At 41.5% G+C, this 22,954-nt stretch carries 25 protein-coding genes and 5 pseudogenes; 9 read left to right on the forward strand and 21 right to left on the reverse strand.

Going from position 1 to position 22,954, the window contains the following annotated elements; genetic code table 11:
- Positions 1–485: 485 nt before the first annotated feature.
- Positions 486–3,443, reverse strand: coding sequence for an insecticidal delta-endotoxin Cry8Ea1 family protein (locus tag A372_RS0103795; RefSeq protein ID WP_157259426.1), 2,958 nt, complete (start codon positions 3,441–3,443; stop codon positions 486–488).
- A 110-nt stretch (positions 3,444–3,553) separates the two neighbouring features.
- Between A372_RS0103795 and dnaN the strand changes: the two are divergent.
- A pseudogene (dnaN, locus tag A372_RS33160) lies at positions 3,554–4,551 on the forward strand (DNA polymerase III subunit beta); the annotation flags it as partial.
- A 311-nt stretch (positions 4,552–4,862) separates the two neighbouring features.
- On the opposite strand, the gene A372_RS33165 reads toward dnaN, so the two are convergent.
- The 9 genes from A372_RS33165 to A372_RS38375 all read right to left on the reverse strand — a co-directional run bounded on the left by A372_RS33165 (position 4,863) and on the right by A372_RS38375 (position 12,023).
- The gene (locus tag A372_RS33165; protein WP_019419513.1) at positions 4,863–5,612 is read right to left on the reverse strand and encodes an IS4 family transposase; all 750 of its coding nucleotides are present in this window, start codon (positions 5,610–5,612) and stop codon (positions 4,863–4,865) included.
- Positions 5,613–5,892: 280 nt separating this feature from the next.
- Positions 5,893–6,402 carry a hypothetical protein gene (locus A372_RS33170; protein ID WP_019419514.1) on the reverse strand — a complete coding sequence of 170 codons (510 nt, stop codon included), beginning with the start codon at positions 6,400–6,402 and terminating at the stop codon, positions 5,893–5,895.
- A 54-nt stretch (positions 6,403–6,456) separates the two neighbouring features.
- Positions 6,457–6,831, reverse strand: a complete 375-nt coding sequence (locus A372_RS0103815; protein ID WP_019419515.1) for a hypothetical protein — start codon at positions 6,829–6,831, stop codon at positions 6,457–6,459.
- A gap of 196 nt (positions 6,832–7,027) precedes the next feature.
- A complete protein-coding gene (locus tag A372_RS0103820; protein ID WP_019419516.1) occupies positions 7,028–7,822 on the reverse strand; it encodes a hypothetical protein in 795 nt (264 codons plus the stop codon).
- A 24-nt stretch (positions 7,823–7,846) separates the two neighbouring features.
- On the reverse strand, positions 7,847–8,659 hold the full coding sequence (locus A372_RS0103825) for a hypothetical protein (protein WP_019419517.1): 813 nt from the start codon (positions 8,657–8,659) through the stop codon (positions 7,847–7,849).
- A 1,196-nt stretch (positions 8,660–9,855) separates the two neighbouring features.
- Positions 9,856–10,407, reverse strand: a complete 552-nt coding sequence (locus A372_RS0103840; protein WP_026010879.1) for a hypothetical protein — start codon at positions 10,405–10,407, stop codon at positions 9,856–9,858.
- A gap of 8 nt (positions 10,408–10,415) precedes the next feature.
- Positions 10,416–10,838 carry a hypothetical protein gene (locus A372_RS0103845; RefSeq protein WP_026010880.1) on the reverse strand — a complete coding sequence of 141 codons (423 nt, stop codon included), beginning with the start codon at positions 10,836–10,838 and terminating at the stop codon, positions 10,416–10,418.
- Positions 10,839–10,860: 22 nt separating this feature from the next.
- Positions 10,861–11,544, reverse strand: coding sequence for a tyrosine-type recombinase/integrase (locus tag A372_RS38370; protein ID WP_036703225.1), 684 nt, complete (start codon positions 11,542–11,544; stop codon positions 10,861–10,863).
- A 62-nt stretch (positions 11,545–11,606) separates the two neighbouring features.
- Positions 11,607–12,023, reverse strand: coding sequence for a hypothetical protein (locus A372_RS38375; RefSeq protein WP_036703227.1), 417 nt, complete (start codon positions 12,021–12,023; stop codon positions 11,607–11,609).
- A 227-nt stretch (positions 12,024–12,250) separates the two neighbouring features.
- On the opposite strand from A372_RS38375, the pseudogene polYB reads away from it, so the two are divergent.
- A pseudogene (gene polYB, locus A372_RS39455) lies at positions 12,251–12,388 on the forward strand (DNA polymerase IV); the annotation flags it as partial.
- Between the two features lie 84 nt (positions 12,389–12,472).
- Here the strand turns inward: polYB and A372_RS39460 are convergent.
- From A372_RS39460 to A372_RS36070, 3 genes and pseudogenes are all read right to left on the reverse strand, one after another.
- A pseudogene (locus tag A372_RS39460) lies at positions 12,473–12,595 on the reverse strand (RHS repeat-associated core domain-containing protein); the annotation flags it as partial.
- 18 nt (positions 12,596–12,613) lie between these two features.
- Positions 12,614–13,072 (reverse strand): cupin domain-containing protein, encoded by a 459-nt coding sequence (locus A372_RS0103855; protein WP_019419520.1) that lies wholly within the window; start codon positions 13,070–13,072, stop codon positions 12,614–12,616.
- Between the two features lie 144 nt (positions 13,073–13,216).
- Positions 13,217–13,354: pseudogene (locus tag A372_RS36070) on the reverse strand (ethanolamine ammonia-lyase reactivating factor EutA); the annotation flags it as partial.
- A gap of 469 nt (positions 13,355–13,823) precedes the next feature.
- Here A372_RS36070 and A372_RS39465 point away from each other — a divergent pair.
- The 4 genes and pseudogenes from A372_RS39465 to A372_RS39230 all read left to right on the forward strand — a co-directional run bounded on the left by A372_RS39465 (position 13,824) and on the right by A372_RS39230 (position 14,961).
- Entirely contained in the window at positions 13,824–13,973 is a 150-nt protein-coding gene (locus tag A372_RS39465) for an ArsR family transcriptional regulator (protein ID WP_202803268.1), read from the forward strand.
- Positions 13,951–14,073: a hypothetical protein gene (locus A372_RS39005; protein ID WP_019419521.1), complete on the forward strand. Its 123-nt coding sequence runs from the start codon at positions 13,951–13,953 to the stop codon at positions 14,071–14,073. The genes A372_RS39465 and A372_RS39005 overlap by 23 nt, the downstream gene beginning before the upstream one ends.
- A gap of 2 nt (positions 14,074–14,075) precedes the next feature.
- A pseudogene (locus A372_RS33190) lies at positions 14,076–14,519 on the forward strand (SRPBCC family protein).
- A 238-nt stretch (positions 14,520–14,757) separates the two neighbouring features.
- Positions 14,758–14,961 carry a hypothetical protein gene (locus A372_RS39230; RefSeq protein WP_337483283.1) on the forward strand — a complete coding sequence of 68 codons (204 nt, stop codon included), beginning with the start codon at positions 14,758–14,760 and terminating at the stop codon, positions 14,959–14,961.
- Between the two features lie 282 nt (positions 14,962–15,243).
- On the opposite strand, the gene A372_RS0103875 is transcribed toward A372_RS39230, so the two are convergent.
- The gene (locus A372_RS0103875; RefSeq protein WP_019419524.1) at positions 15,244–15,801 is read right to left on the reverse strand and encodes a hypothetical protein; all 558 of its coding nucleotides are present in this window, start codon (positions 15,799–15,801) and stop codon (positions 15,244–15,246) included.
- Positions 15,802–16,144: 343 nt separating this feature from the next.
- Positions 16,145–16,378, reverse strand: a complete 234-nt coding sequence (locus A372_RS0103880) for a glycine zipper domain-containing protein (protein WP_019419525.1) — start codon at positions 16,376–16,378, stop codon at positions 16,145–16,147.
- A 452-nt stretch (positions 16,379–16,830) separates the two neighbouring features.
- On the opposite strand from A372_RS0103880, the gene A372_RS0103885 reads away from it, so the two are divergent.
- A complete protein-coding gene (locus A372_RS0103885) occupies positions 16,831–17,109 on the forward strand; it encodes a hypothetical protein (protein WP_019419526.1) in 279 nt (92 codons plus the stop codon).
- A gap of 55 nt (positions 17,110–17,164) precedes the next feature.
- Here A372_RS0103885 and A372_RS0103890 read toward each other — a convergent pair whose 3' ends face one another.
- Entirely contained in the window at positions 17,165–17,749 is a 585-nt protein-coding gene (locus A372_RS0103890) for a LysE family transporter (protein WP_019419527.1), read from the reverse strand.
- Positions 17,750–17,860: 111 nt separating this feature from the next.
- On the opposite strand from A372_RS0103890, the gene A372_RS0103895 reads away from it, so the two are divergent.
- On the forward strand, positions 17,861–18,418 hold the full coding sequence (locus tag A372_RS0103895) for a helix-turn-helix domain-containing protein (protein ID WP_019419528.1): 558 nt from the start codon (positions 17,861–17,863) through the stop codon (positions 18,416–18,418).
- 138 nt (positions 18,419–18,556) lie between these two features.
- On the opposite strand, the gene A372_RS39470 is transcribed toward A372_RS0103895, so the two are convergent.
- Entirely contained in the window at positions 18,557–18,658 is a 102-nt protein-coding gene (locus tag A372_RS39470; RefSeq protein ID WP_157259427.1) for a histidine phosphatase family protein, read from the reverse strand.
- 326 nt (positions 18,659–18,984) lie between these two features.
- Here A372_RS39470 and A372_RS0103900 point away from each other — a divergent pair, with 326 nt between their 5' ends.
- Positions 18,985–19,371, forward strand: coding sequence for a hypothetical protein (locus A372_RS0103900; protein WP_019419529.1), 387 nt, complete (start codon positions 18,985–18,987; stop codon positions 19,369–19,371).
- A 205-nt stretch (positions 19,372–19,576) separates the two neighbouring features.
- Here A372_RS0103900 and A372_RS0103905 read toward each other — a convergent pair whose 3' ends face one another.
- The 4 genes from A372_RS0103905 to A372_RS0103920 form a co-directional block, all read right to left on the reverse strand.
- Positions 19,577–19,756, reverse strand: a complete 180-nt coding sequence (locus A372_RS0103905) for a DUF4177 domain-containing protein (RefSeq protein WP_019419530.1) — start codon at positions 19,754–19,756, stop codon at positions 19,577–19,579.
- 208 nt (positions 19,757–19,964) lie between these two features.
- On the reverse strand, positions 19,965–20,783 hold the full coding sequence (gene nadE / locus A372_RS0103910; protein ID WP_019419531.1) for an ammonia-dependent NAD(+) synthetase: 819 nt from the start codon (positions 20,781–20,783) through the stop codon (positions 19,965–19,967).
- A 62-nt stretch (positions 20,784–20,845) separates the two neighbouring features.
- A complete protein-coding gene (locus A372_RS0103915; protein WP_019419532.1) occupies positions 20,846–22,330 on the reverse strand; it encodes a nicotinate phosphoribosyltransferase in 1,485 nt (494 codons plus the stop codon).
- A complete protein-coding gene (locus tag A372_RS0103920; RefSeq protein WP_019419533.1) occupies positions 22,323–22,898 on the reverse strand; it encodes a cysteine hydrolase family protein in 576 nt (191 codons plus the stop codon). Before A372_RS0103920 ends, A372_RS0103915 begins: the two co-directional genes overlap by 8 nt.
- Between the last annotated feature and the right edge of the window lie 56 nt (positions 22,899–22,954).

Genomic DNA, 22,954 nt, shown 5'->3' on the forward strand with positions numbered 1-22,954 from the left:
TACTATGATGGGAGCATATCAAATTCGGGTGCCTCTTATTCATTAATTATCATGATGAGTACTTATTTACGGCTTGATCCCCTTTATGGGATCCTACCAACAAAAAGCGCAAAACATACGCTAAGCAAATTTCGACATGAAAAAATTCGTTTTTTCCTTCGCTAAGGAATCATCGCTTATATATTTTTCTTTACTATGTGGCAGTACTAGCAAAGTTGTCACCACCAGCAATAAGTCACTTTGACCGATAAATTGCGTATATTTTAAGTATTATTTTGCACATCCAACTTGAAAAAATAGCTATCTTTACATGAGAAGATTAGCTGGATCTTATTTTCCTTAATCATTTAAGAACAATTCGGATCTTCCTAGAAAAAAAAGCGACTGCTTTTTTTCTTCAATCGCTCCCGATTCTTGAAATCACTTTTTAAGCTTCCTCGCTATTTACTATTGGTATGCTAAGTTAAGAATCAGACCATACTTCCTCATTGTGGAATAAGCTTCCATAATGCTAGAGCAAAGATATATGTTGGATCTCCCTGGCCTTGGTAATCTTGAACACATTCGAATAACCTACCTTGATGCTCCACCTTATCTCCTTTTTTATAAGCTTTATATGGGTCCCATTTTTCACAGGAAAATTTTTGACCTTTGGTAGTGCTTTCTTTTTTTACACCTATAACTTCTATATCATCTACTAATATGCTGGAAGTCCCACCGGATCCTTTAAATCCAATGTATGTACTAGTTATATCATCATTTGTTAAAAAGTCTAATGTGAACGATTGATAATCCTTTCCTCCTTTAAGTTCAACTTCTTTAATAATCTGCCCGTTGTTTTTACTACCTGCATATAATTGAAATTTTTGAGTAGTATTTGTATCTGTAGTATTAAGTTTTAGTTTAACCTGTAAGGTGTATTTAGTGTGTCCTTCAATTTGATTATCAATATATGTCCAAGATTCTCCATCAAAATCACATTTTGCGGCCTTACCTGATACTCCTCCTGTTACAATGTTAAAACGTTTGTACCAGTACCATAAAGGTAATCTTTGGTCGTCAAAGTTATCATATACTACTCTGTCGTTTTTGGTTATTGGTACAAATTCTATATTATCTAAAGCTAATTCTCCTATTGGAGTCTTAATAGATATATTATTAGCGCCTTTATTTATTTCTATAATAGGTCCTTCAATTAATTGATAATAACCATATTCTCCTTTTATCGTATTTAAATTGGCAACAGTTTTAGGGATATTGGTAGTTTTTGATTGTGATGATGGCGCGTAAATTGCTATAGCGCTGTCTATATTTGCTGCCACTCTATACCTAATTTTATATTGTTGCGCTCTTGGAGAAGTAATAGTATATGTTAGAGCAGCTGATCCTTTATTTAAAAGTACTGCATTTTGGCCATTGATTAATTCTTGTACTGTTTTAGGTGTCAAATTATATTGAATACCAATTTCTGCTGGTATTTGTGATGACATATTAGTCATTAATTGCTGAGCGTCTTTTTCAAGATTCATGCGATGGAAACCAAATACAATTGCATCTGCATCCCCGTATACAGCACTTTTATCGTATACCCTCATGGTAGATAATTCATATCCTGGATACTCAAATTTAAAATCTGCGTAAGTACTACCATTTGGGACAGTAGCACCAAATAATTGAGAGTTCGTTCCATCTGCATAAGTAAAAGAAAGTGTAAGTGGTCTAGCGCCTGCTGTACCAGAAACGGAAGTGATGGAATTGTTCTCGTTTATATCAATTTCGTTGATTGTGCCGTCACTACCACCATATTTAGGGGTAGACCATTTAGACGTTGTCGTAGAAGAAGCGTATAAGTTCCTACTTCCGGTCCACAAGCGAATTCTCTTTAATGCTCCTCCATATCTAGATGCTCTTGATGGGTATAATTCGCTCTCTATTTGTTCAAATGTTTTGGAATCGTATACTTGCGAACCAAAGGTCTCATTATGATTTTGGGATTTCAAACCACCTGGAATGCCTATTATAGGTGAAAAAATCCCCCTTGATTGTACAACCCTAGTCTCTATAGAGTAATAATCTGGGTCATACAGGGGAAATAAAGCGGCTAAGTCTAGTGTCATCTGAGACATTTGTCGTTCATACGTTGTAACACGGTTCCATTTCATAACTTCAGGGAACCATTGTCTTAATACTGGTATATCTTTTTTTCCTGCTTGGATATAGGAGTCTTTATCTGAATAATTAGGTTTTTTATTTTTTGCATTTTCTAACCCTTTTTTGTAAGTTGCACTTATATGCTTTGTATATTCTATAATTAATTTTTTTTGTTTAACTTTATATCCTTGTTGTTGATCTTTATCCATTCCCCAGTTACATACAATGGCATCTCTTAATAACCCTAAATGTAAGCCAGCAGCTTGTGCAAATAATGGTAGGGTCAATACATCATATTCAAGACCAGTTGATTCAGGTGGTGCTTGTTTTAATTTTTCGATAAATCCTTCTGCCTTAGAATTTACAATGCGGAATAGCTGGATAACACCAGCTGCGGGGTCTTCGGCTTTATTATGAGGGTTGTTGTTCTCATAAATTTTTAACACTCTTTTGTATTCTTCAAGCGATTTACTTAAAGCTGCTAGTTCACTTGCCATGATATATTTATAAAACTGACTAATTTTAGAATCGATGGTTTTATCTACATAATCTACAGTTCGACTCCAAGCGTCATCCTTTGTGTTTGAAAATTGAAACATATCAATCAAGCTGCCCATTAAACTCATTGGAGGTGGCGCTAAATTGAGTGCAATCATCACAGCTCCTTTAATAATTACAGGCAGCGCGTTTTGTCCATTGTTTTCTATCATGTCGGTTAAAAATGACTTCCATATATTAGAGTTAAAGGCATCTAGAAATTGACTTGAGTCTACTCCATAATAGGGGTTCCATGAACTACTTTTGTTGTGGTTTCCCGGTGCAGAAGCGTACGTAGATTTGTAATTTTCAGCTGCTTTAATAGGTGCAACTTGCAATTCATTTACTGGTTGTGTGAAACATGTATCCGAAACCGAAGTGAAAGGTTGATGATTGTAGGACCAAGATAACTTCAAAAGTGGTATGTTATTATGAGTAGGTTGTCGAGGGATTTTGTATTCTAAATGTATTTGATAAGTTTTATCTTTTTCTAATGGAATGGATTCACTCATATGTGACATTAGAACTAATTTACTATTAATTTTCAAAGCAACATTTTCGTTATCTGATGTAGAAAATGTATAGTTTCCAGTTTCTGCAGGGTGAACATCCCCTGCCCATAGAATAAATTTAATATCTTCTGTTATATTTTGTGCTAATAATGAGCTTTGCTCTTCACTCATGTAGGCAAGATCTTTTCCTGTCTCATCAATGAAATAAAAACCGAGAAGACCTTGTTGTTTTTGCTGTTCCATAACATTAGCAACACCTTTCTGTATAATATAGCTATTCTTTTGATTAAGAGATAGATAAAAATCCAAAGAGTTGTATGCTGAGACTCATAAGCACATATGCCTCTTTCACGAGTGATACAGATATATCATTCAAACTTTTATCCCTGTAGAGGATGACCGCCAAACGATCGTTCAAGTGGAACGTCCGGGTAGTGTTGTTTTGCCGGCTAAGTTTTTTGTCGAAATTATTAAAAAGCTGCCTTCACAAGATGTCGAAATCGAAGTCATGGAACATTTCCAAACCTACCTACGCTCCGGTACTACCGACATCCAGATGGTTGGACTTGATCCTGAAGAATATCCAGTTCTTCCTAGCATCGAAGAGAATCAAGTCATTACCGTAAATGGCGATTTGCTGAAGACGATGATCAAGCAGACGGCATTCGCTATTTCTTCCAACGAAACAACGCTAATTTTAACAGGGGCATTGTAGAATTTAAGCGAAGGGAATTTAAAATTCGTATCCACAGACCGCCATCACTTGGCGAGCCGCACAGCTGATATCCAAGCAGATCCTGACATTCGCTTTACGAACGTTGTCATTTCCGGTAAAACATTGAACGAACTCAGCAAAATTATTCCGGATCAAAATACGATGGTGGACATTGTGGTTGCAGACAATCAAGTCTTGTTCAAAATCGATCTGTTCTATTCGCTTATTTTGGATGGAACCTATCCGGATACTTCTAAAGTTATTCCGCAAAACTATAAAACAGAACTTATTTTGGACACGAAAAAGCTCATTGATGCAATTGACCGTGCTTATTTGCTGTCCCGTGAAGATAAAACGAATATTGTTCGCCTGCAAACGAAGGAAGATGGTACAATCGAAATTTCCTCCAGCTCTTCTGAATTGGGGCGCGTTACGGAGCAACTTCATGTGAAGGAATTTAAGGGGGATCCGCTGCGAATTGCGTTTAACTCCAAATATATGCTCGATGTGTTGAAGGTTGTCGAGTGTGAAAATATATTCATCGGATTTACAGGCGCTATGAGTCCAATCATCATTAAACAGACTGAGCACGTAAGCAGTCTGCATCTCATTTTGACATACCGTACGACAAACTAAGCAAGATGGTGAACGAGCATAAATAGAGAATTCAGAAGTTCTTGTTCCATTCGTTTTCCCCTTTAAAAAGATTTAAATTAGCAAACAAAATAAGGTTTAGTGTTACAAAAAAAGAGCAGGCTAGTATGTGCACCTTTGATTTTCTGCATCGGCTCCTAGCTTCAATGATACAACAATCTTACTTGCACTTCTTCAAATTCGTTTTTTTCGTTTTTCAACAAGTGCTAGCTGTCGTAGCAAACTACTCTTTTTTTCAAATATATCCCCTAGTCGTTACATAGGTGCGTTAACACGCCTGTTGATTAACCATATTATGTAACAAAAATAAGCTTGTTCTGGCCATCCGTTTGAAGAATGTGAAAAAGCCTTAACCGCCATTCAACTGGCAGTTGCCCAAGATCAAGCAAACGTGTAAAACGTGCGAATGACAGTGCCACATGTCGTGAAAGGATTGAACTTGTTGCATCATACAGCGATTTTAACAATACATACACCATGAGGGCCGTGTACAATTGACCATAGACGGCATTTTCTGACGTACCCAATAGAGTCGGCACGTTCAAATGTTGCTTGATCCATCGAAAAAAGACCTCCACCTGCCAACAAGCTTTATACATCTGCGCAATTTGTTCGGCTGTTACCTGCATCAAATCGGTTGCCACCCGAATTTCTCTACCCTCAAAATCCCGAAACATCACCACGCGATGGCGTTTCGTCGATTGGCATTGCTTCGTTCCAAGTTGACTCGTGATGTCCCGGATAACCCGGGAGTCCGGAACTGCCTGACGGCGTAAGGCGCGTGGTTTCTCCAAATGAACATTGTCTCTCAAGCGAACCACAAACGACTGTCCTTCTTCTTTGAACCGATCCAACCGTTCGAGCTTTCCATAAGCACGCTCCATCACTAGAATGTAAGCTGAATCCGCCAATTGCTCGCTCATCGGTCCATCATGCTTAGAACCAACCGTTTCCACGACAATCAGCGGCTGTTGATTCCCCGCTTGCAGAGCAACATGCAGCTTGATACCTGCGCGTTCACCATGATAAGGGGCCCAAGGCAACCGGGTTTTTCCTTTTTTCCGACCGTGATCGTGGTCGAATCGATGAGAAGCAATTCTTTCGGAAACGTTAGTTTACGACGCGTCTTTCGATTGCATTTGTGAACAAGAAGATGAAATAATTCCTTGAAAATAGCAAACGGGACCTCTGCGGCTTTGGTCGAGAAACAAGAATAATGAACGGTCGGCAACCCGCTTGATTCGGCATGATCTACACCGGAGCGATAACTATCCCATTGTTCAAAAGCGGATTGGCTCCCGTTTTTTTTCTACCATTTTTAGGTTAATAAACAGGCGTGTTAAAATATGATTCTGTTTGTCTTCTGAAAGGGATTGGTGCTTCAGTACCGGCTACTTGAGGTAATCTAGGTTTATTTATTCTCTCTCCGGGGGTTGATGGTAACTCTTTGTCCCATTCAACATCAATTAGTGGATTAATAAAAGCATACATATGTAAGCGAATCATTGACTTGTAAAAATTTTTAATTGCTGCTAGAAACAAATTTACTGTTTTGGCACTTTTACTAGTGAGATAAATGCGTTCATAGTTATTTTGATCTCTTATCTTACAGTGCATTTCTTGAAGAAGATATTGACGTATTCCTTCTTTAATTGCTTCTGGTTCATGATCCCAGTTAACCTTTTTACTTTTATAAGAACTGTTGTGTTTTAACCAATAGAAGAAAGGTTCTAACTTATTTAAGTAAGCGACGACAGAACTCTCACCTATTCTCTTTAACTGGTCATGGTAAAATTCGGTGAGAGGCATAAAGGGCTCGTTATTTTCACTCACGTTTCAGCGATCTGTCTTAGAAATTCGACGAATTCACCTTCTCCCTCCTTATGTTTAAGAAAGTAATTTACTTCCGACACTTACCGGTACGGTGGCACGACGAATCTCCTTACCTTCCAGAGAGATCCCTGCGCAGAGGGAAGCCTGAAAGCCGGACCAGACACGTTCATCGAACTGCAGGACAAAGGCGGAGAGCAGCATATCACGAACACTTTGTGATTGGGTTGGCAGAAACAAGCAGACCGAGAACCTTTGAACCAAAGGAATCTCGGTCTGCTTGTTTGTATGGAAAACTTCCGCGCTGGACTGGCCTACCAGAATTAAGCGATTGGTTACCGGATATGTATCAATTCTCGTGATATAACGAGCGCCATTTTTATCCCAACGCTTTACGGCCCGGCCTGATTGGTCGTAGGCAACGATCGCCATGCCGTAACGATTATCCATATAGCTGTATGGCCAATAAACGTAACCATCGGCTTTGATAACCGGGCATGTGGGACTGAACTGCAGCGTATTCGGATCTGCGAGACAAACTACTTTTAAATCACCTGGTACGGAAGAAGGGCTAGCGGAAGATACCCATTCGATAAAGAATACCTTCTTGCCGGAAGTCGGTTGTATGTCACGCGATATCTTCGGCTGTCCAAGACTTGCGGTTTAGATCAAGAGCATTCAGTTCAATGATGACGTTAGATAACGTAATTGCTTTGGCCGCTTCGATCGCTGGGACGACATCCTTTGTTAGCAAGTTTCGGATCACTTGATCGGTTAAAGGAATATGGCTGGAAAGCAAGGCGTCCAAAGTGCGGTTGACCGAGTCTAGGGATGCGACCAGCTTCGCCGCTTTATCCAAATGCAGCTTGGCATTGGCGCGGATCTGTCCCAACTGATGAAGGCCTTCACGCAGTTTGTCGCGTAATATTGCGCCTTCTATAGCGTCGATAGCAAGGCCGATACCGATGATGACGACGCCTGCTATGAGTCCGCCGATCAATCCTCCGGCAAGAGTGCCGACCGCGATTTCCGTGCCGAATATCGTTCCTAGTACTGTCGCCGCCGTTTCCGCTTCCAGAATACCTGATCCGACCAGGAAACTGGTGACTCCGGGAGCAAGGTAAAGCGTCGTTGCGGCCATGCCGGCCACATCCAGAAATATAGTGGAAATTTCGACGGCCGTATCAGCCGTGTTGACCGCCTGGGCAGCGCCCGCAGCTTTTAATATATCGAGCTGTGTTATTCCGGGAGGCGTCAATCCGGCATTGGCATACAATTGCGCAATTTTCTGATTGATTACCGCATTTAGGTTTTTAAACTGTTCGTAATCTTGTTTTGAAACGGCGATGAAGTTTTGTGTGTCGGCCGACAGTTCCAGCAGCCGATTTTTCCGCTTCTCATTATCTGGAAAAAAGATGGACATATCGTTCTCCTTCTCCGATGACGATCAATGAATATCCTCTGCAGTCCATGAAGTTCTCGAAAGGTCAAAGTTGTTCAGTTCGACCGTAACAGAAGCGTTTGTAATATTTTTATCGGCCTCAACTGCCGGTTGCACGTCTTTGTTGATCAGTTTTTGAATCACGGCATCGGTAAGAGGCAACCCGGCACCGGTGATCGCATCGAGCGTTGTTTTTACTGAACGCATCGAATCAAGCAGACCCTTCGACTTGTCGAGGGAAAGACGCATGCTGGTTCGCACTGGATACAGCGTATGCAGCCCGTCCCGCAATTTGTTTTTGGCAATGGCTCCTTCGATGGCGTCGATGCCAAGTTCTATGCTGCCCACGGCTATTCCCCCTAAGATGCCGCCCAATAAATTGCCGGCCACACCTCCGGCTGTAAGCTCCACCTCTTTGCCGAGAAAAGGCACAGTGAAGGAAGCCAGCACTTTTGCTGCGGTCTCCTCCGCCATCAGACCTGAGCGCACTAGCAATTTGGTAGCAGCGGGCGCGAAATATTTGATGGTTCCGGCGAAGCTGGCGATGTCGAGAAGTATCTCAGCAATTTCCACACTCGTATCCTTACTGTCAATATCATTTGTGATACCAGTTTGCTTGATCACATCAACCTGCTTAATGTCAGGCGCTTTCAATCCAGCTTCATTGTAAACGGCAACAATTTGCTTATTCACTACCTCGCATAATTTTTTGAAGTCCTGATAGTCGGCCGTCGCATCGTAGAAAAAGTGTTCTGTATCGGTGGACAGTTCCAGAAGTCGGACTTTGCGTTTGTCATTGTATGGAAAAAAGATACCCATTAGCAATTCCTCCCCAAATAGAATGGTATACGTCTTATATATATTTATATGTAAACCGAAATATGCCAGATTACCGGACCAAAAATATGGACAAAAGTATTCCTGCGATCATCTCTCTGGTTTGTACTCGGCCTTGGTAGAAACCATAGAGAACAATATAGCAATTAGCCAACAAAATATCTAAATTTCTAAGTAGCAAGGGTTTTCGCTGATATGGAAACGAAATCCAGGATGTTACCTATTTTTACAGGTATGTCGGCTGTACCCGTAATAGGCATACACGAACTTCATTTCCTCACTCGTTTCTTCAAAATCTGGCGCGCCTTTTTCAATGACTGCGAAAACGATATTATCATATAGATCACAAAAACAAGTTTCTGTGGTGGCATCATTTGCACTTGTTCTACTTACCTTAACAATTAATTCTGACTTCCCATTATTCATTGTAATTAACAGCGGCTTCCTTGTTATCAAAAAATAAGGGAATTTCTAAAATAATTCGCAAGCGTTATTTTAATGCCCTCCAATTAAATAAGTCTTACATTCAATTCCATCGTATACCGGTACTTACACCTTCACAACTTTCAGAAGATACCTATAAAAAAACGCCCAAATAAGGACGCAATCTTGAATACTCTATTTACTCTATCTCTTGAATTTATTAAATTGGCTTACTACTAATCACATGTCTACGCACCCGACGTCTAAATCCAAGACTGATATGTAACGTTCAACGATAGTAAACTCATCCAGCGAACGGCGGTTAACCGTCCTCATATGCCCTCGCCTACTCCAGGATCACTGCAAGCCGCTCCATTGCGATAACTGTGGTTAGCTTTTATTAGCAGCCCCCTATTTTATCATTGAAATTTCTCAAACTCGTTTTTGAGCCAGATCTGATTTTGTTGAGCCACATATTGTTCTAAACGGATAATATGTTCTACTAGTTCAGACTTTGTGGACTGCATATAACGCTGTCTGACGCGCTCTAGGTCTCGGTTAAGCTTGATCTGTTTGAATGATTCCATTTAGGGTGAATGCCTTCACCGTCCGGATCCAATTCCCTTGACAGCTCCGAAACAGTTCGATAAGAAACGGGCTTATTATCTTTTACTAGCTTATTGATCGCATTAATTCCTAGCTCTGCAGATCTGTTTTTTCGTTGCTCGTATCTGATCTTAAGCCATGATAACTCATTATTTATGGGCAATTCTGATTTCTGGCGCATGTTTCTCATCCTTCTGGTATTTTTCAATTAATTGTATCTCTTTGAGCTCATTTTGAGCTCGGTTCTTAGTAATCTTCATTTTTTGAGCTTCAAGTGGAAGTCCAAGCTTCTCAAAGCGCTTCTCGCTTTCATCTGCCCAAGTGTAGAGAGCTGTTATTTCATCTTTAAATTCTGGTCGTGGAACCTTGGCAGCACATCCGATACAAGCCATTTTGGTCGGACAGACCAAATCAATTGTACAGATTCCGCCTACAACTTTGGAGGGTGTTCCTACTTTTTCGCGATATTCATCATAGATTTCTTGTAGTTCTTCAGGACCTCGTAATATCCCCTTCTGGATATCAATCTGTGAAACCCAGTTTTCGTGTAGGCTGTTAATTGAGTCAGAAATTTGCTGAGATGTAGGTGCTGAGTAATATGCAGTAACTTCAATATCCTTCTGATGTAAGAGTGTTTTAACGATATCTAAAGGAAGCTTTTCGTTTTGCACGGCATGTGTTGCAAATGCATGTCGCAGCAAGTGGGACTTTACGATAACCTGGCTGCCTTCTGCTGTTTGGATGATAATACCAGGGTCTGCTTATCTTCTTTCACAGACTGAACGGCTTTACGATAGGCCTCACGAAGTCTACTAACCTGATTCCATCTCAGATGTCCAATAGCTCTAATCTCAGGGAGTAGAGGCGTTATAGCCGATGTATCTTCTTTTCTCTTATTTTTAGCATTTGTCACCGCTTTAGTGCGGGCGCTAAAATCACGATTGTCAAACGGAAGAACTGGCAATAAATACGGAGCAAGTTCTTGCTGAACTTCATCTGTAAACTGGGTTCCAATCCACTTTTTCAAATTAAACATAAAAGTGTTATAGAACGTCAAAAGGTTCTGGCGCTGCCTTTCTGAGTGTTCCGGCAGGATCTGACCAGTTACGTACATTTCAACATGAGTAGGCAATAAATCTTCCACTTTGACTAAGCTATAGTAATTGAACAGGTCTCGGAACCGAGCATTCAATACAGAGGTAATGTTCATTATTGAGGATGGAGTTAATCTTCGGTCCGTAATGCAAAGCAATGCCACGGCAAATCGCGTTTTCGTATATCCCACGCAACATTGAAGTGACAAACCAATGTCTCGCCTTATGGGGATTTAGTATGATTCCAGCGCTTTTCGTGACACGAGTCCAATTCGAGTAGAATGCTGAGTACGTGTATGGCGTACCTCTTGTAGATAAGAATAGCGGCTCTGAATCGGGTAAATCCTGGAACTTGGCTTGCGTAGATGCCGATTGTCTTCGCTTGGTATTGACGTACCGTATCAGTAATTTCAAGGTTTCAGGGGAGATCCGAAAGAATTTCACTCTCTTCTTAAAGCTCCCCTTATTAATTGCTGCAAGCTCATGAATGTCTGAACGTTTACGGTAATCACCCACAGTTAGCTCTAAAATTTCTGATATCCTTGCACCAGTTTCAAACATAAATCGGGAAATCACTTCATCTCGAAGTCGCCAATTAATCAAGCTTCCAGCGTGATTAATACGATACGGTAAATCCCAGTCTCCAATTATTTCTGGAACCCACTCGTCGTTAATAATCTTAAAGTATGAATCAGTTTGTCTTCGAAACGTAAGAGGTTCTTCCGTACCTGCAGCCTGTGGCATTCTGGGTCTATTTTGGCGTTCCCCTGGCAGATCCCCGTACGTATCTTCCCATTCCAAATCCACTAAAGGGTTATTTTTAATCGAAGCATGCTTCTGTAAAAGCCTTTTATCGCAGCAAGAAAAAGATGCACCGTTTTAGAGCTCTTACTCGTCGTGTAGATACCTTCATGCTTATCTCGCCCGCGAATCTTACATTGCATTTCTTGAATTAAATACTGTCTCACTGCCTCCTTAACACCTTCAGATTCATCATTCCAGTGAACAATCGCCCCTTTGTAACGGCTCTTTTTCTCAAGCCAATAGAAGAAAGGCTTGAGCGTATTTAAATAAGCTATTACCGAGCTTTCGTTTATCCGTTTTACTTGGTCGTGATAGTACTCTGTTAATGGAATGAAAGGTTCTTTCTTAGAGTCATAGACAATAAGACGATATTCGCTGATCACTCCCTCCGGACAAAATACATGAAAATAGGCGCTCACTTACCTCACCACCACTCATTTTCTTACACAAAAAAAGGACTTCCCACACAGTGTTTTTGCGGGCGTCCACATATAGTGTGTAACACTATATCAAAATATAGTAGAATCTTGTATTCGTCAATGAAACTTGTAAATTAATATTATATTGTATTTTGTACATATGTCTAAAAATCTAATTAAACTTAAACCCTTGCCCCGCCTAGTGCGCGCGCACACAACGAAGATAGCTGACTGTCGAGAAGGCTGCCCGTCCCGAATACAAGGATAAACCTTTAGTTGTATTAGGAGATCCTGCCCGCCGATCGGGAATTATTCTGGCAGCTTGTCCGCTCGAAATTGGTACCGGGGCATCGCTAAAGCCCCGGTTCTGAAACCATTGAGCCCGGAGTATACCGTACATTACTGTTGCGGCGGTTCGGATTGCAGTTCGTAGCCCCTCCACATTCTGCATGTCCACTTGGGTCAATATATTTCAGCGGATTATTCTGCACATACGTATACCGATTCAAACTCAGCGGGTTCGTCAGTTCCCCTTCATACGTATCCTCCGATATAAACCGCTTATCCTCCGGCGAGTAGAAATTAGAATGTTACGCTTGTTCTGCCCAGTTAGCCGGATATGTTACATAGATAAATCGTGCATATTCTGGCACAGAAAATTGAATCTTACTTCCTTTGGGAATCAGGATCACTTCTCCTGGACCAGCTGACACCTTTGTACCATCAATGATAACATCCAGATGTCCCTCAATAACATAATCAATTTCATCATAGTTAAGTGTCCAGTCAAAGGTTGTTTCTTTCATCTCCATGATACCGCAGCCAAGTCTTGGACTTTCCTTTAGCGAGAAAAGATCTTTACAATAGACGATATCATTAGGGTTGCCTGTATCGAGACGATCCTCTTCTGTTACTTTCATATTTGGCACTTTAACAGAAGTAATCCCTCCAGGACCTCTATGAACGTTCTGTTCAATAGCATCAGCCCCTACTTGTTCCATGATGATTTTACGAACCATCTCTTCAATCATCTTTTTATCGATACTCATGGGTACCCTCCTCTACTTCTTAGGTGCAGTTTTTTGGAACCATTTTCCTTGCAATGAGCATAGCAACCATTACAGCTGTGATACACTTTTGAACATCGATTCTTTCTCGGCTAAAAGAGGTGTGAAACAAATTTCACTACGCTATATGACTTCTTTCTCCGTAATCACAATACGCGGAACGGAAAACGATGACGCCATATTATGGATATAAAGTTTGGATAGGACAAGTTGTGTTGTTGATGTTCCCATATCTATTCCTACACTTAACAATTCTTCTGCTATTTCCTCATCTCCTATACCAGAGAATAAACACAAAGAGGCCTAAAGTTATACCGCTTCCTATCAAGTAGGAATGCTATAACCTTAAGCCTCTTTGCTTTAGTAAGACTACGCCTTTGTAGTCCTCTATTACATTTTAAACGTGAATGAAACTGTTGTTCCACACGCTGTAGATTCAAATTGCATGCTCCCTTTTAGTTTATCCTCTAAACTAACTATTTACAATAGATAAACCTAAACTTTTTTGTGAACATTCTTCAACGTTGAATCCTTTGCCATCATCTATTACTCCAATCGTGCAAAAGCCGTTGCTGGAACTCATAGAAATAACGATGTCTCCATGCTCACAATCTTCCCTCGTTATCGTATTCAAAATATTGATTAATTACTACGATTAGCTCACAAGAATTGATTACAATAAAAGGGAATTACTCGACTTTATCTCCTATTGAACCTATGGGTAATAGAGTAAATAGAAGTTTTAGCGACAGTCAGGGAGGTCGCCGAGCCCTTCGAGATAAGCGCACCTGCGATCTCCCAGCACCTCAAAGTGCTGGAGCGAGCAGGGCTGATCGAACGCACAGTGGCGAACCCTGACGATGCGCACCGAGCCTCTCGATGAGGTGTCGGCCTGGGTCGAGAAGCACCGCCGCGAGTGGAACCAGCGCTTCGACGCTCTGGAAGAACACATCAATACCATGACCATAAAGGAGGAACAATGAACATGCCTGCATCCGTACCGGAGTTCACCATTACCCGCACCCTAAATGCCCGCCGCGAGCTCGTGTGGCGCGCCTGGACCGAGGAGAAGGAACTCGCCGCCTGGTTGCCTTCGACGCCCCTGGAGACCATCTCCTTCGACGTTCGCGAAGGCGGACGCTACCGCTACACAATGGTTAACATCGAGACCGGCGAGTAGTATCCCACCGGAGGTACGTTCCTCGACGTCGTACCTTTCGAACGGCTCGTCTTCACCTGGGGTTACCCCGATGCTCCCATCGAGAACTCCCCTGTCGTGACCCTAACCCTCACCGCACATGGCGACCGCACCGAGATGATCTTCCACCTGCGCGGATTCGCCGGTCACCCCGGCGATCAGTTCGTGTACGACGGCTGGACCAATACGCTCGACGATCTGATGACGCACCTGCACAACCAGAAGCAGTAGATGGCGATCAAGAACAGAGAAGGAGCCTTCATGATCCCCTCCTCGTCACAAAGAACACGCTGAATATGGCGTGTTCTTTGCATTTGGTGACATAGGTGGCATCGAACCCATGTCCTCGTTGCTAGTCTCAAAGTCCATTTCCTACATTTTGAGCAATCTCCGAATTATTATTGGGATAACGCGCAAGTCGGGATATACGTGTAGGCTCATATTATTTATACTTGGGGAGGGCTTTGACATGGACAAGAATTCTGTGTATAAAACAAACAGCTTCTATTGGGATACAAAAGGAAGTGACTTCTTAGGAGCAACCGTACTTCCTTTTTATGGAGATTTGTCTCAGAAGAAAAATACCAGCTTTTTGGCGACGTATCAGGGGAATGCTGGAGATAGGCTGTGGATATATCAGAAAAACAAATCGAAAAGGCTAAGCAGCACTTGACGTCATGCGACTTTTCAGCAAAATTTATTTGATCGCCCATGGAAGAAGAATGTGGCATAACAATGGATTACTTCGACTTTTAAAAAATGTTATTTCGATGAATCTTGGTATTCGGTATCTCTTGATGAAGGTGCGCTAACATTATCGGATCGCTCAATCATTTGCTCAATTACAAATCCCGCTTTTGCCAACGCATTCACGTTGTTGCTATTGCTCCCGTTAGTGAATGACTCAAGGTCAACTTCTGATAGCTTCGTGGTGACCCCATTCCATGTATTCGGGTTATTTATGTCCTGAAAAATCATCTTGGATCTTTTTTAATCTTTCAAGGTGTGGTTTCAACTGCCGCAGCATCGCCGCTTTATTAAGCTCCGCTTGCTCTTGGAAAAACATGTGATGTGCTTCATCCTTAAACAACATAATCGTCTTGTTTAACTCACGGAGCTCCGTCGCAAGTGAGCGCAAGGTTTTTCTAGTCTTGGCGTCTATCGTTTTAGGATTAGATTTCCAATACGAATAGCTTGTATCGTATAACGGCCACCATATCCTCGCCTCACGAGCAAGAATAAACATGTCCAGCTGCTCATCCGTTGTCATTGCAGTATTATTAACAAAATGCTTAGGAACAGCATTGTTTGTGTAGATATCACTAAATACAATGAATGTTAATAGTTGCTCATCGATTTCTTCCGCTTGTATCTTCGCCTTATCGATCAATTGCCGAATCTTAGCAGGTTCTTCATTTTCCTTCGACTCACTGATTGCCATCAAAGTGTCAGCAAGCGGAATCGTTTCAGAAGCGTTCTTTACTAAATAGGCAAATGCCGAGTCGTTCTTCATCTAATACAGTGAATAGAGGCTGTTGTATTTTTCAGATGATTGGTTTTCCAAATATCTGTATACCGCAGCGTTTATTAATATGAAAATGATAAGTATTAGTGCGTAGATCTTTACGTGCTTGGGCAAAATGTACTTCCTTTCTGAAAATTTAATTATTAGCTCTATTGAAATATGTCAGTTCATACTCCACGAAGTCTTTTTTCGCACTAATAAACGTTTTGTGTCAATCTCCAAGCAATAAGGGTAACTTTGTGTCGTTAAACAGTTAATTTCAATATCAATGACATAAATAGAGGGTGCAGAGTTTCCTCTGCACCCTGATTTTCCTCACTAAAAAATGAAGCTATTCCTGTTTATCCTGTTCAGTTCCGTTATTACTATCAACTTGATCGCCTGCCTTGTTGCCCAACGATGCGCCTACGATACCACCTACAACGGTTCCAACAGGCCCCAAAGCGGAACCAACTACAGCGCCTACGGCACCACCACTCACTGTTCCTACAGCCTCTCCAGTTCCCAAACCAGCCGTGTTGTGTTTAGAATCATCGTTTCGGTTACGGTCGTTGTTTTTAGCCATCTCTTTCACTCCTCATTTTGTGATGGGAAACGCTGCTTTTGCCTGCGTATCATTCCAAAACATAGCTTTCCCTGACCTTTCTAAATCGATTCACCGAGCGGGAGACGCTCAACTTATAAACAAAAATATTAATGAATCAGAGGTTCTACCTCTTTCATCCGTAGCGTCAATATCAGCGCCATCCGCCAGAAGTTTCGCAATGGCTTCTTTGTTTCCCTAATATTTTGCTGTTCTCCGCTTGATAACAAAAGATGTACCCGCTTCTTGGCCTTTGTAAGGTATACGGCGGCATATTATTCAAGGTCAGTCCGCCGTTACATGCAGGTAGCGTAAAGTTCACATCATGGATTGAATACAATCTAAGTTACGATTACGGGGAATGCATAATACAGGGACAGAAAAACAATGATAACTGTGATTGAATACCATTTATGAAAAGGAGAGCGTTTACCATGCATTCAGATTTCGAAAACTCATTTACACGAATTCATCTGTTGTATCATGCGAATCAACATGCAATTACACCTGAGGAGATCCAACCTGAAATTAACAGCCACGGCTATCAATTTAGTCCTCAGCAAGTAAAACTAGAGCTGGATCATCTGACGAGCGAAGGTTATCTGACTAGCAAAGGTTCTCTATACGATATTACATTAAGCGGAAAAGATGAACTTCGAAGTGTTCAGCAGCATCTGGAGACATTATATCAAGAAGTCGCAAAGAATAAATGATAGGCAGCTTCTTCTATACACCAAATTCAATCTTCCATTCGGTTTGTAAAAATCACTAAGGATAGATGATCGATATTGCACAATAAACAAGCAGCAAGGCCATGATGATATTAAACGGCTTCCTGTGCTTTGATATAAAGGATTGAAAAAGGGAACCAAACAAGCTCCAGCTAAAGGTGCTCAGGAAACCAACAAAGCCTAAAGCCACGGCGAACATGAAATAGCTAAAATAAGTGCTATAATAAGGAAGGATATACGTTGCCACTACTGCAATACTATACAAAATGCCTTTGGGATTAATAAATTGCATTAAGGCCCCAATCCAAAACAGGTTCTTGTGTACTGCCGCCTGATCGCGGCTCTGGCTATTACTAGTTAATATTTTGTAAGCTAAGTAGAGCATATAGGCTGCGCCGAATATCATTAGCGGTGTTTCAATAACAGGCAGAAGATTGGTGAGCAGCAGATTAAATACGGTACACAATAATGTAATAACGAAAAATCCTCCGCCTACCCCGGCACAAAAAATCAAAGAGCGTTTCAAAGCTATTTGGTTAGCAAACGCCATCGCCATGATATTGTTCGGGCCAGGAGTAAAGCTGCTAACGACGACAAACAATAAGAATGATAGAAACGGCATTTTAGAACCTCCTCTAGGGTATGTTATAATGTTCAAAATGTACATTATAGTGAACATTCTATATATTGTACATAATGATCGTTATAACGTAAATAGCGTGAGGTGAACGGAATGGAAGACATTCAGTATATTCTTGCTAAAAATTTGAAGGCGATTCGCGAGAAAGAAAAGCTAAGCTTGGAAAAGGTCGCAGAGTTGAGTGGTGTAAGCAAAACGATGATCAGTCAAATTGAGAGAGGTGAATCTAGCCCTACCATAACTACCATTTGGAAGATTGCCAATGGGCTAAAGATTTCTTTCTCTTCGTTGATTAACGAACCTGATCAAGAAGCAAAAGTGGTGCTGCGTAATGAAATGAAAGTTCTAACGGAAGATAGCGGAAAATATCGAGTCTACCCCTCATTTCTCTATCAGGAGGATAGACGCTTTGAAATATACAGTGTAGAAATTGAAGCACATGGGGAACTGAGCTCAGATTCCCATAAAGATGGTACAGAGGAGTATATCACCGTGTTTGAAGGACAATTGATCATTCAAGTAAATGATCATGAACATCACCTAAATAGCGGAGACTCTATTCGTTTCAAAGCCGATCGGCCCCACCTGTATTCTAATCCTGGCGATACGTTGACCCGCTTAAGCATGACTATTTATTATCCTATGAAATAGGATGAAAAAAGAAAGCAGATCAGGCTTCATGCCATCTGCTTTCTTGTAAATAATATTTAATCCATGGAAGGCTCCTCTTTACATAGACAAGCTGGATGAATAATTAGGAGTCGTGATTTGCCTAAGCTTTGCTTCTGATTAAGTCTTTCCTCCCCAGACACCCAAATTGATTTCTCTGAATTCGTCACATTCCTTAATCCCGATATTCCGATCTCTACGAATGATTTCAGCAGTATTCATAAGGGTTTATAGCTTGCATGTAGACAAGTATTTATAGAGGCAAGATATGATATGAATGCTGAATAATACGGTATCTTATCTGCTTCGAGAATGACCCTTGTTTATCAGCATACCAACTCGCTGCCTACTTATTTGCCTCTATACGGCCGCAGTGTCGGATTGTCGCGATTATCCACGCCTTAAGCACCATGAAAATATCTACAAAATAGGAAAAGAGTAATATTTATCTTCTATTTCTATTAATGGTAATATAAAGGCACTTGGAAGATAATTACACTCAACGGACTTAAGGTATTGAAAAAATTGAAAAGGAAGTGTGCCAAACAATGAAAAAAATGTTTGCAACCGTGCTTACAACCGCTCTCTTACTTACTTCCGCTGTTCCAGCTTTTGCCCAAGAGAGCACTCAAGCTTCTGCACCAACAGCCGCAAGTGTTGTCAATTCTGAGTCGATTTCTGCACAGTCTTATTTCTTCGCTAATATTTCTTGGAGAAATGTTTCTGGCGCATCTCACTATGAGTTTTTCGTGTATAAAAACGGAAACCTGCATGAGTGGGGAAGTCAGAGTTCCACAAACAGAGATGTCGGGATGGAGACGGGCAGCGCCTATAGAGTAGAAATTAGAGCGGTTGGTCCAAACGGCAATCAGCTTGCTTGGGGCGCAACGAATACCTTTTTGGCAGGTCCCACTTCCATTTACGTATCTCTGTAATCTAATGTAGTCTGTCGGAAAGACAAGCTGGTCGGAAAATCCATGTAAGAATCTCAAAGGATTATATGGATCAAAAACCTTAGCTGTATATTTATAGGAAATAATGATACCTCAAACATAACTCAAATAGGCTACTATTGGCAGCTTATTTGAGTTATTACAGATTTTTATAGAATTCACGACGTTCTATTTTCATCGTAGCTACTTATTCTTTTTTTTCAAAGATGATTTCAAAACACGGAGTAAACGCTCCATGATATGGTGGAATCACTTGAACTAAGCGCCAGCCTTCCTTAGCATGCTCGTGGATGATCTCTTGCACCTTAGTTTCTGCGTTCTTTTGCGATATCCCAATCTTAACTTTCTCAAAATGATACGTATACATGTATGTATCCTCCTCGTGAGTCTACTACTTTATATACTCAGTCTAACACTTTATTTTTCAGTCTAGTACTTTCATTTTTTTACATCACTGCCGAAAAACCGCGGTGTACGCGGCTCCTACTATCATGATGTTCTAGTCAATCGGCCATCTCTATCAACAAGCCCCTTTCGAAAAAGGTTCGTAACTAACGGGAATCCCGTCTGTTTCCTTACTTCCACCATTGATCGAATGGTGTTGCTGGCAGTTCCCGTTTGTGTTGTGACACCGCGTAGCGGTTTTCAATATTCACCTTCGCTTCTGGAGCAACTTCGTTGCCGACAAGATATTCATCCAGCACGGCATATTCCAAACCAAGCTCAGCTTCATCGGCTTGTTGCGGCTTGTTGTCGAGAAGATCGGCTGTTGGCGTCTTCAGATATAGACGTTCTTGTGCATGCAGCTCTATTAAGAGTTCACGCCCTTGACCTTTCGTCAGTCCAGCTAGCGGGAGAATATCAGCTCCGCCATCACCAAACTTGGTGTAGAAGCCAGTGATTGCTTCTGCGGCATGATCGGTTCCCACAACCAGGCACTGATGCTCGCCTGCCACAGCATACTGTGCAATCATACGCATTCTTGCCTTCACGTTCCCTTTGTGGTAATCCGTTGGGGCTTTTCCGTCAGCATCCTCGTAAGCTGCTGCAAAGGCATTTACAGGAGCCTCAATATTAATTGTAAGCGTATCGTCAGGCTTATTGAATTGCAAAGCAAGCTGGGCATCGTCCTCATCTTTTTGTGTCCCATAAGGCAGACGGATCGCAATAAACTTGGCTTCATAGCCTTCTGTACGAAGCTCTTCAACCGCCAATTGGGATAATCGACCGGCAAGTGTCGAATCCTGCCCCCCGCTGATTCCCAAGACAAATCCTTTCGCTCCAGCTTTACGGCAATAATCTTTAAGGAAATTCACCCGAATACGAAGTTCTTCCGCAGGTATAATCGCGCGTTTTACATGCAGTGCGTTGATGATTTCGGTTTGCTTATTCATATCCCGCTTCCCCTTTCACTATTTGTATAATCCCGATTTTCGCCATCGTATACAGCCTCCTTCTATGCCTCGAGAGCTGCTTGAACTTTATTTCGAACTTCTTCAATCAATTGCATCTTGTTATTCCAGCATGCTTGACTGAGGTTAACAGGGTATTCGGCTGGATTGAGGGTGCGTTTATATTCATCCCACAATACATCGAGATTTTCTGTTACAAACTCCCTAATTTCTTTAAGCGTAGGTAACTCGTAGACCAATTCACCATTTTCAAAGATGGTATGATGAAGTTCTCTCGCTTCGAAACCCGTTATAAATTTTGCGATATACGTGTGAACGGGATGAAACATGTGTAACCGTTGTTCATGCTGCGGTTCTTCATGTTCCAGTGCAATGTAGTCGCCTTCCGATTTCCCATTAGTTTTGTTGACGATGCGGAATACACGTTTGCGTCCAGGGGTTGTTATCTTTTCAGGATTCGAGCTGATTTTGATCGTATCGACCATATCTCCGTTTTCGTCTTCAATCGAGATCAGCTTGTATACAGCACCCAAAGCGGGTTGATCATACGCTGTAATCAGCTTGGTGCCAATGCCCCACACGTCAATTCTAGCCCCCTGTGTTTTCAGGTTCATGATGGTTTGTTCATCGAGATCGTTTGATGCAAAGATTTTGGCATTCGGGAAGCCTGCTTCATCAAGCATTTTACGAGCTTCTTTCGATAAGTACGCTAAGTCTCCGCTATCAAGTCGGATACCCTTAAAGTGGATACGATCACCGAACTCTTTTGCCACTTTAATTGCCGTAGGGACACCAGATCTCAGTGTGTCATAGGTATCAACAAGAAATACGCAGTCTTTATGCGTTTCAGCATAGGCTTTAAATGCCTTATATTCATCACGGTATGCTTGAACCATTGCATGAGCGTGTGTACCCGAGACTGGGATGCCAAATAACTTCCCTGCCCTTACATTCGATGTTGCTTCGAACCCCGCAAGGTATGCAGCTCTCGTACCCCAAATCGCGGCATCCATTTCTTGTGCTCTCCGAGTTCCGAACTCCATGCAATGATCATCAACCGCAACTTGCTTCATACGAGATGCCTTTGTTGCAATAAGGGTTTGGTAATTAATGATATTAAGTATTGCCGTCTCACAAAGTTGTGCTTCTGCCAGTGGTGCTTCAATTCGCATAATCGGTTCATTCGCAAACACCAATTCACCTTCTTTCATCGAACGAGCGGTTCCTGTGAAACGAATTGTCCGAAGGTAGTCCAGATATTCTTCACTGTATCCTTCCTCCCGAAGAAACTCCAAATCACTCTCAGTAAAACGGAAATCATACAAATATCGGATGACTCGTTCTAAGCCTGCAAAGATCGCATATCCGTTCTGGAATGGAAGCTTGCGGAAGTATACTTCAAAAACTGCCTTTCGGTTATGCATGCCATTTTGCCAGTAGACTTGCGCCATATTAATTTGATATTTATCGGTATGCAGCGCGAAACTGTCATCACAATGATTGAATACCGGAAGCTCAATCTTATTCATCTTCGTTTTCCTCCTTTTTGACTACTGCAGCTCCAAGCGAACCTTTGAAATGTCTTAGTGCCCATACATGACCTTCGGCATCAAAGCTTGCAACGGCATCCTCGTGAACGACAATATCGAAGCCTTTATTGTAAGCATCTACTGCGGTGTGGAGTATGCAAATGTCCGTACAAACGCCTACAAGATGAAGTTCATTTATTTCTCTTGCTCGAAGTTGAAGTTCTAAGTCCGTTCCTGCAAATGCACTGTATCTTGTTTTGTCCATCCAATAGACATTATTTGCGTCTTTATTTGCTTGATACAGATCCTCCAATTGACCGAAAAGCTTCCGACCATCTGTTCCCTCAATGTTGTGCGGCGGGAACAGCTTCGTTTCCGGATGGAATGCATCATTCTCCTTATGAATGTCGATTGCGAATACAACGAAATCCCCGCTTTGAATAAACTCTTTCGTAATTTCAGTAATTCGCCCTTCAATCGCTTGCCCTGGTGCTTCACAAGTCAATGCCCCATCCGTAGCAACGAAGTCCTTTGTATAGTCAATATGAATAAGTGCTTTCTTTTTCATTTTATACTCCTCCTTTAATTTAACTATTGCATAATTGTTAATTGTTAATTGTAAAA

Source organism: Paenibacillus sp. OSY-SE (genome assembly GCF_000283315.1).
Classification (GTDB): domain Bacteria; phylum Bacillota; class Bacilli; order Paenibacillales; family Paenibacillaceae; genus Paenibacillus_B; species Paenibacillus_B profundus.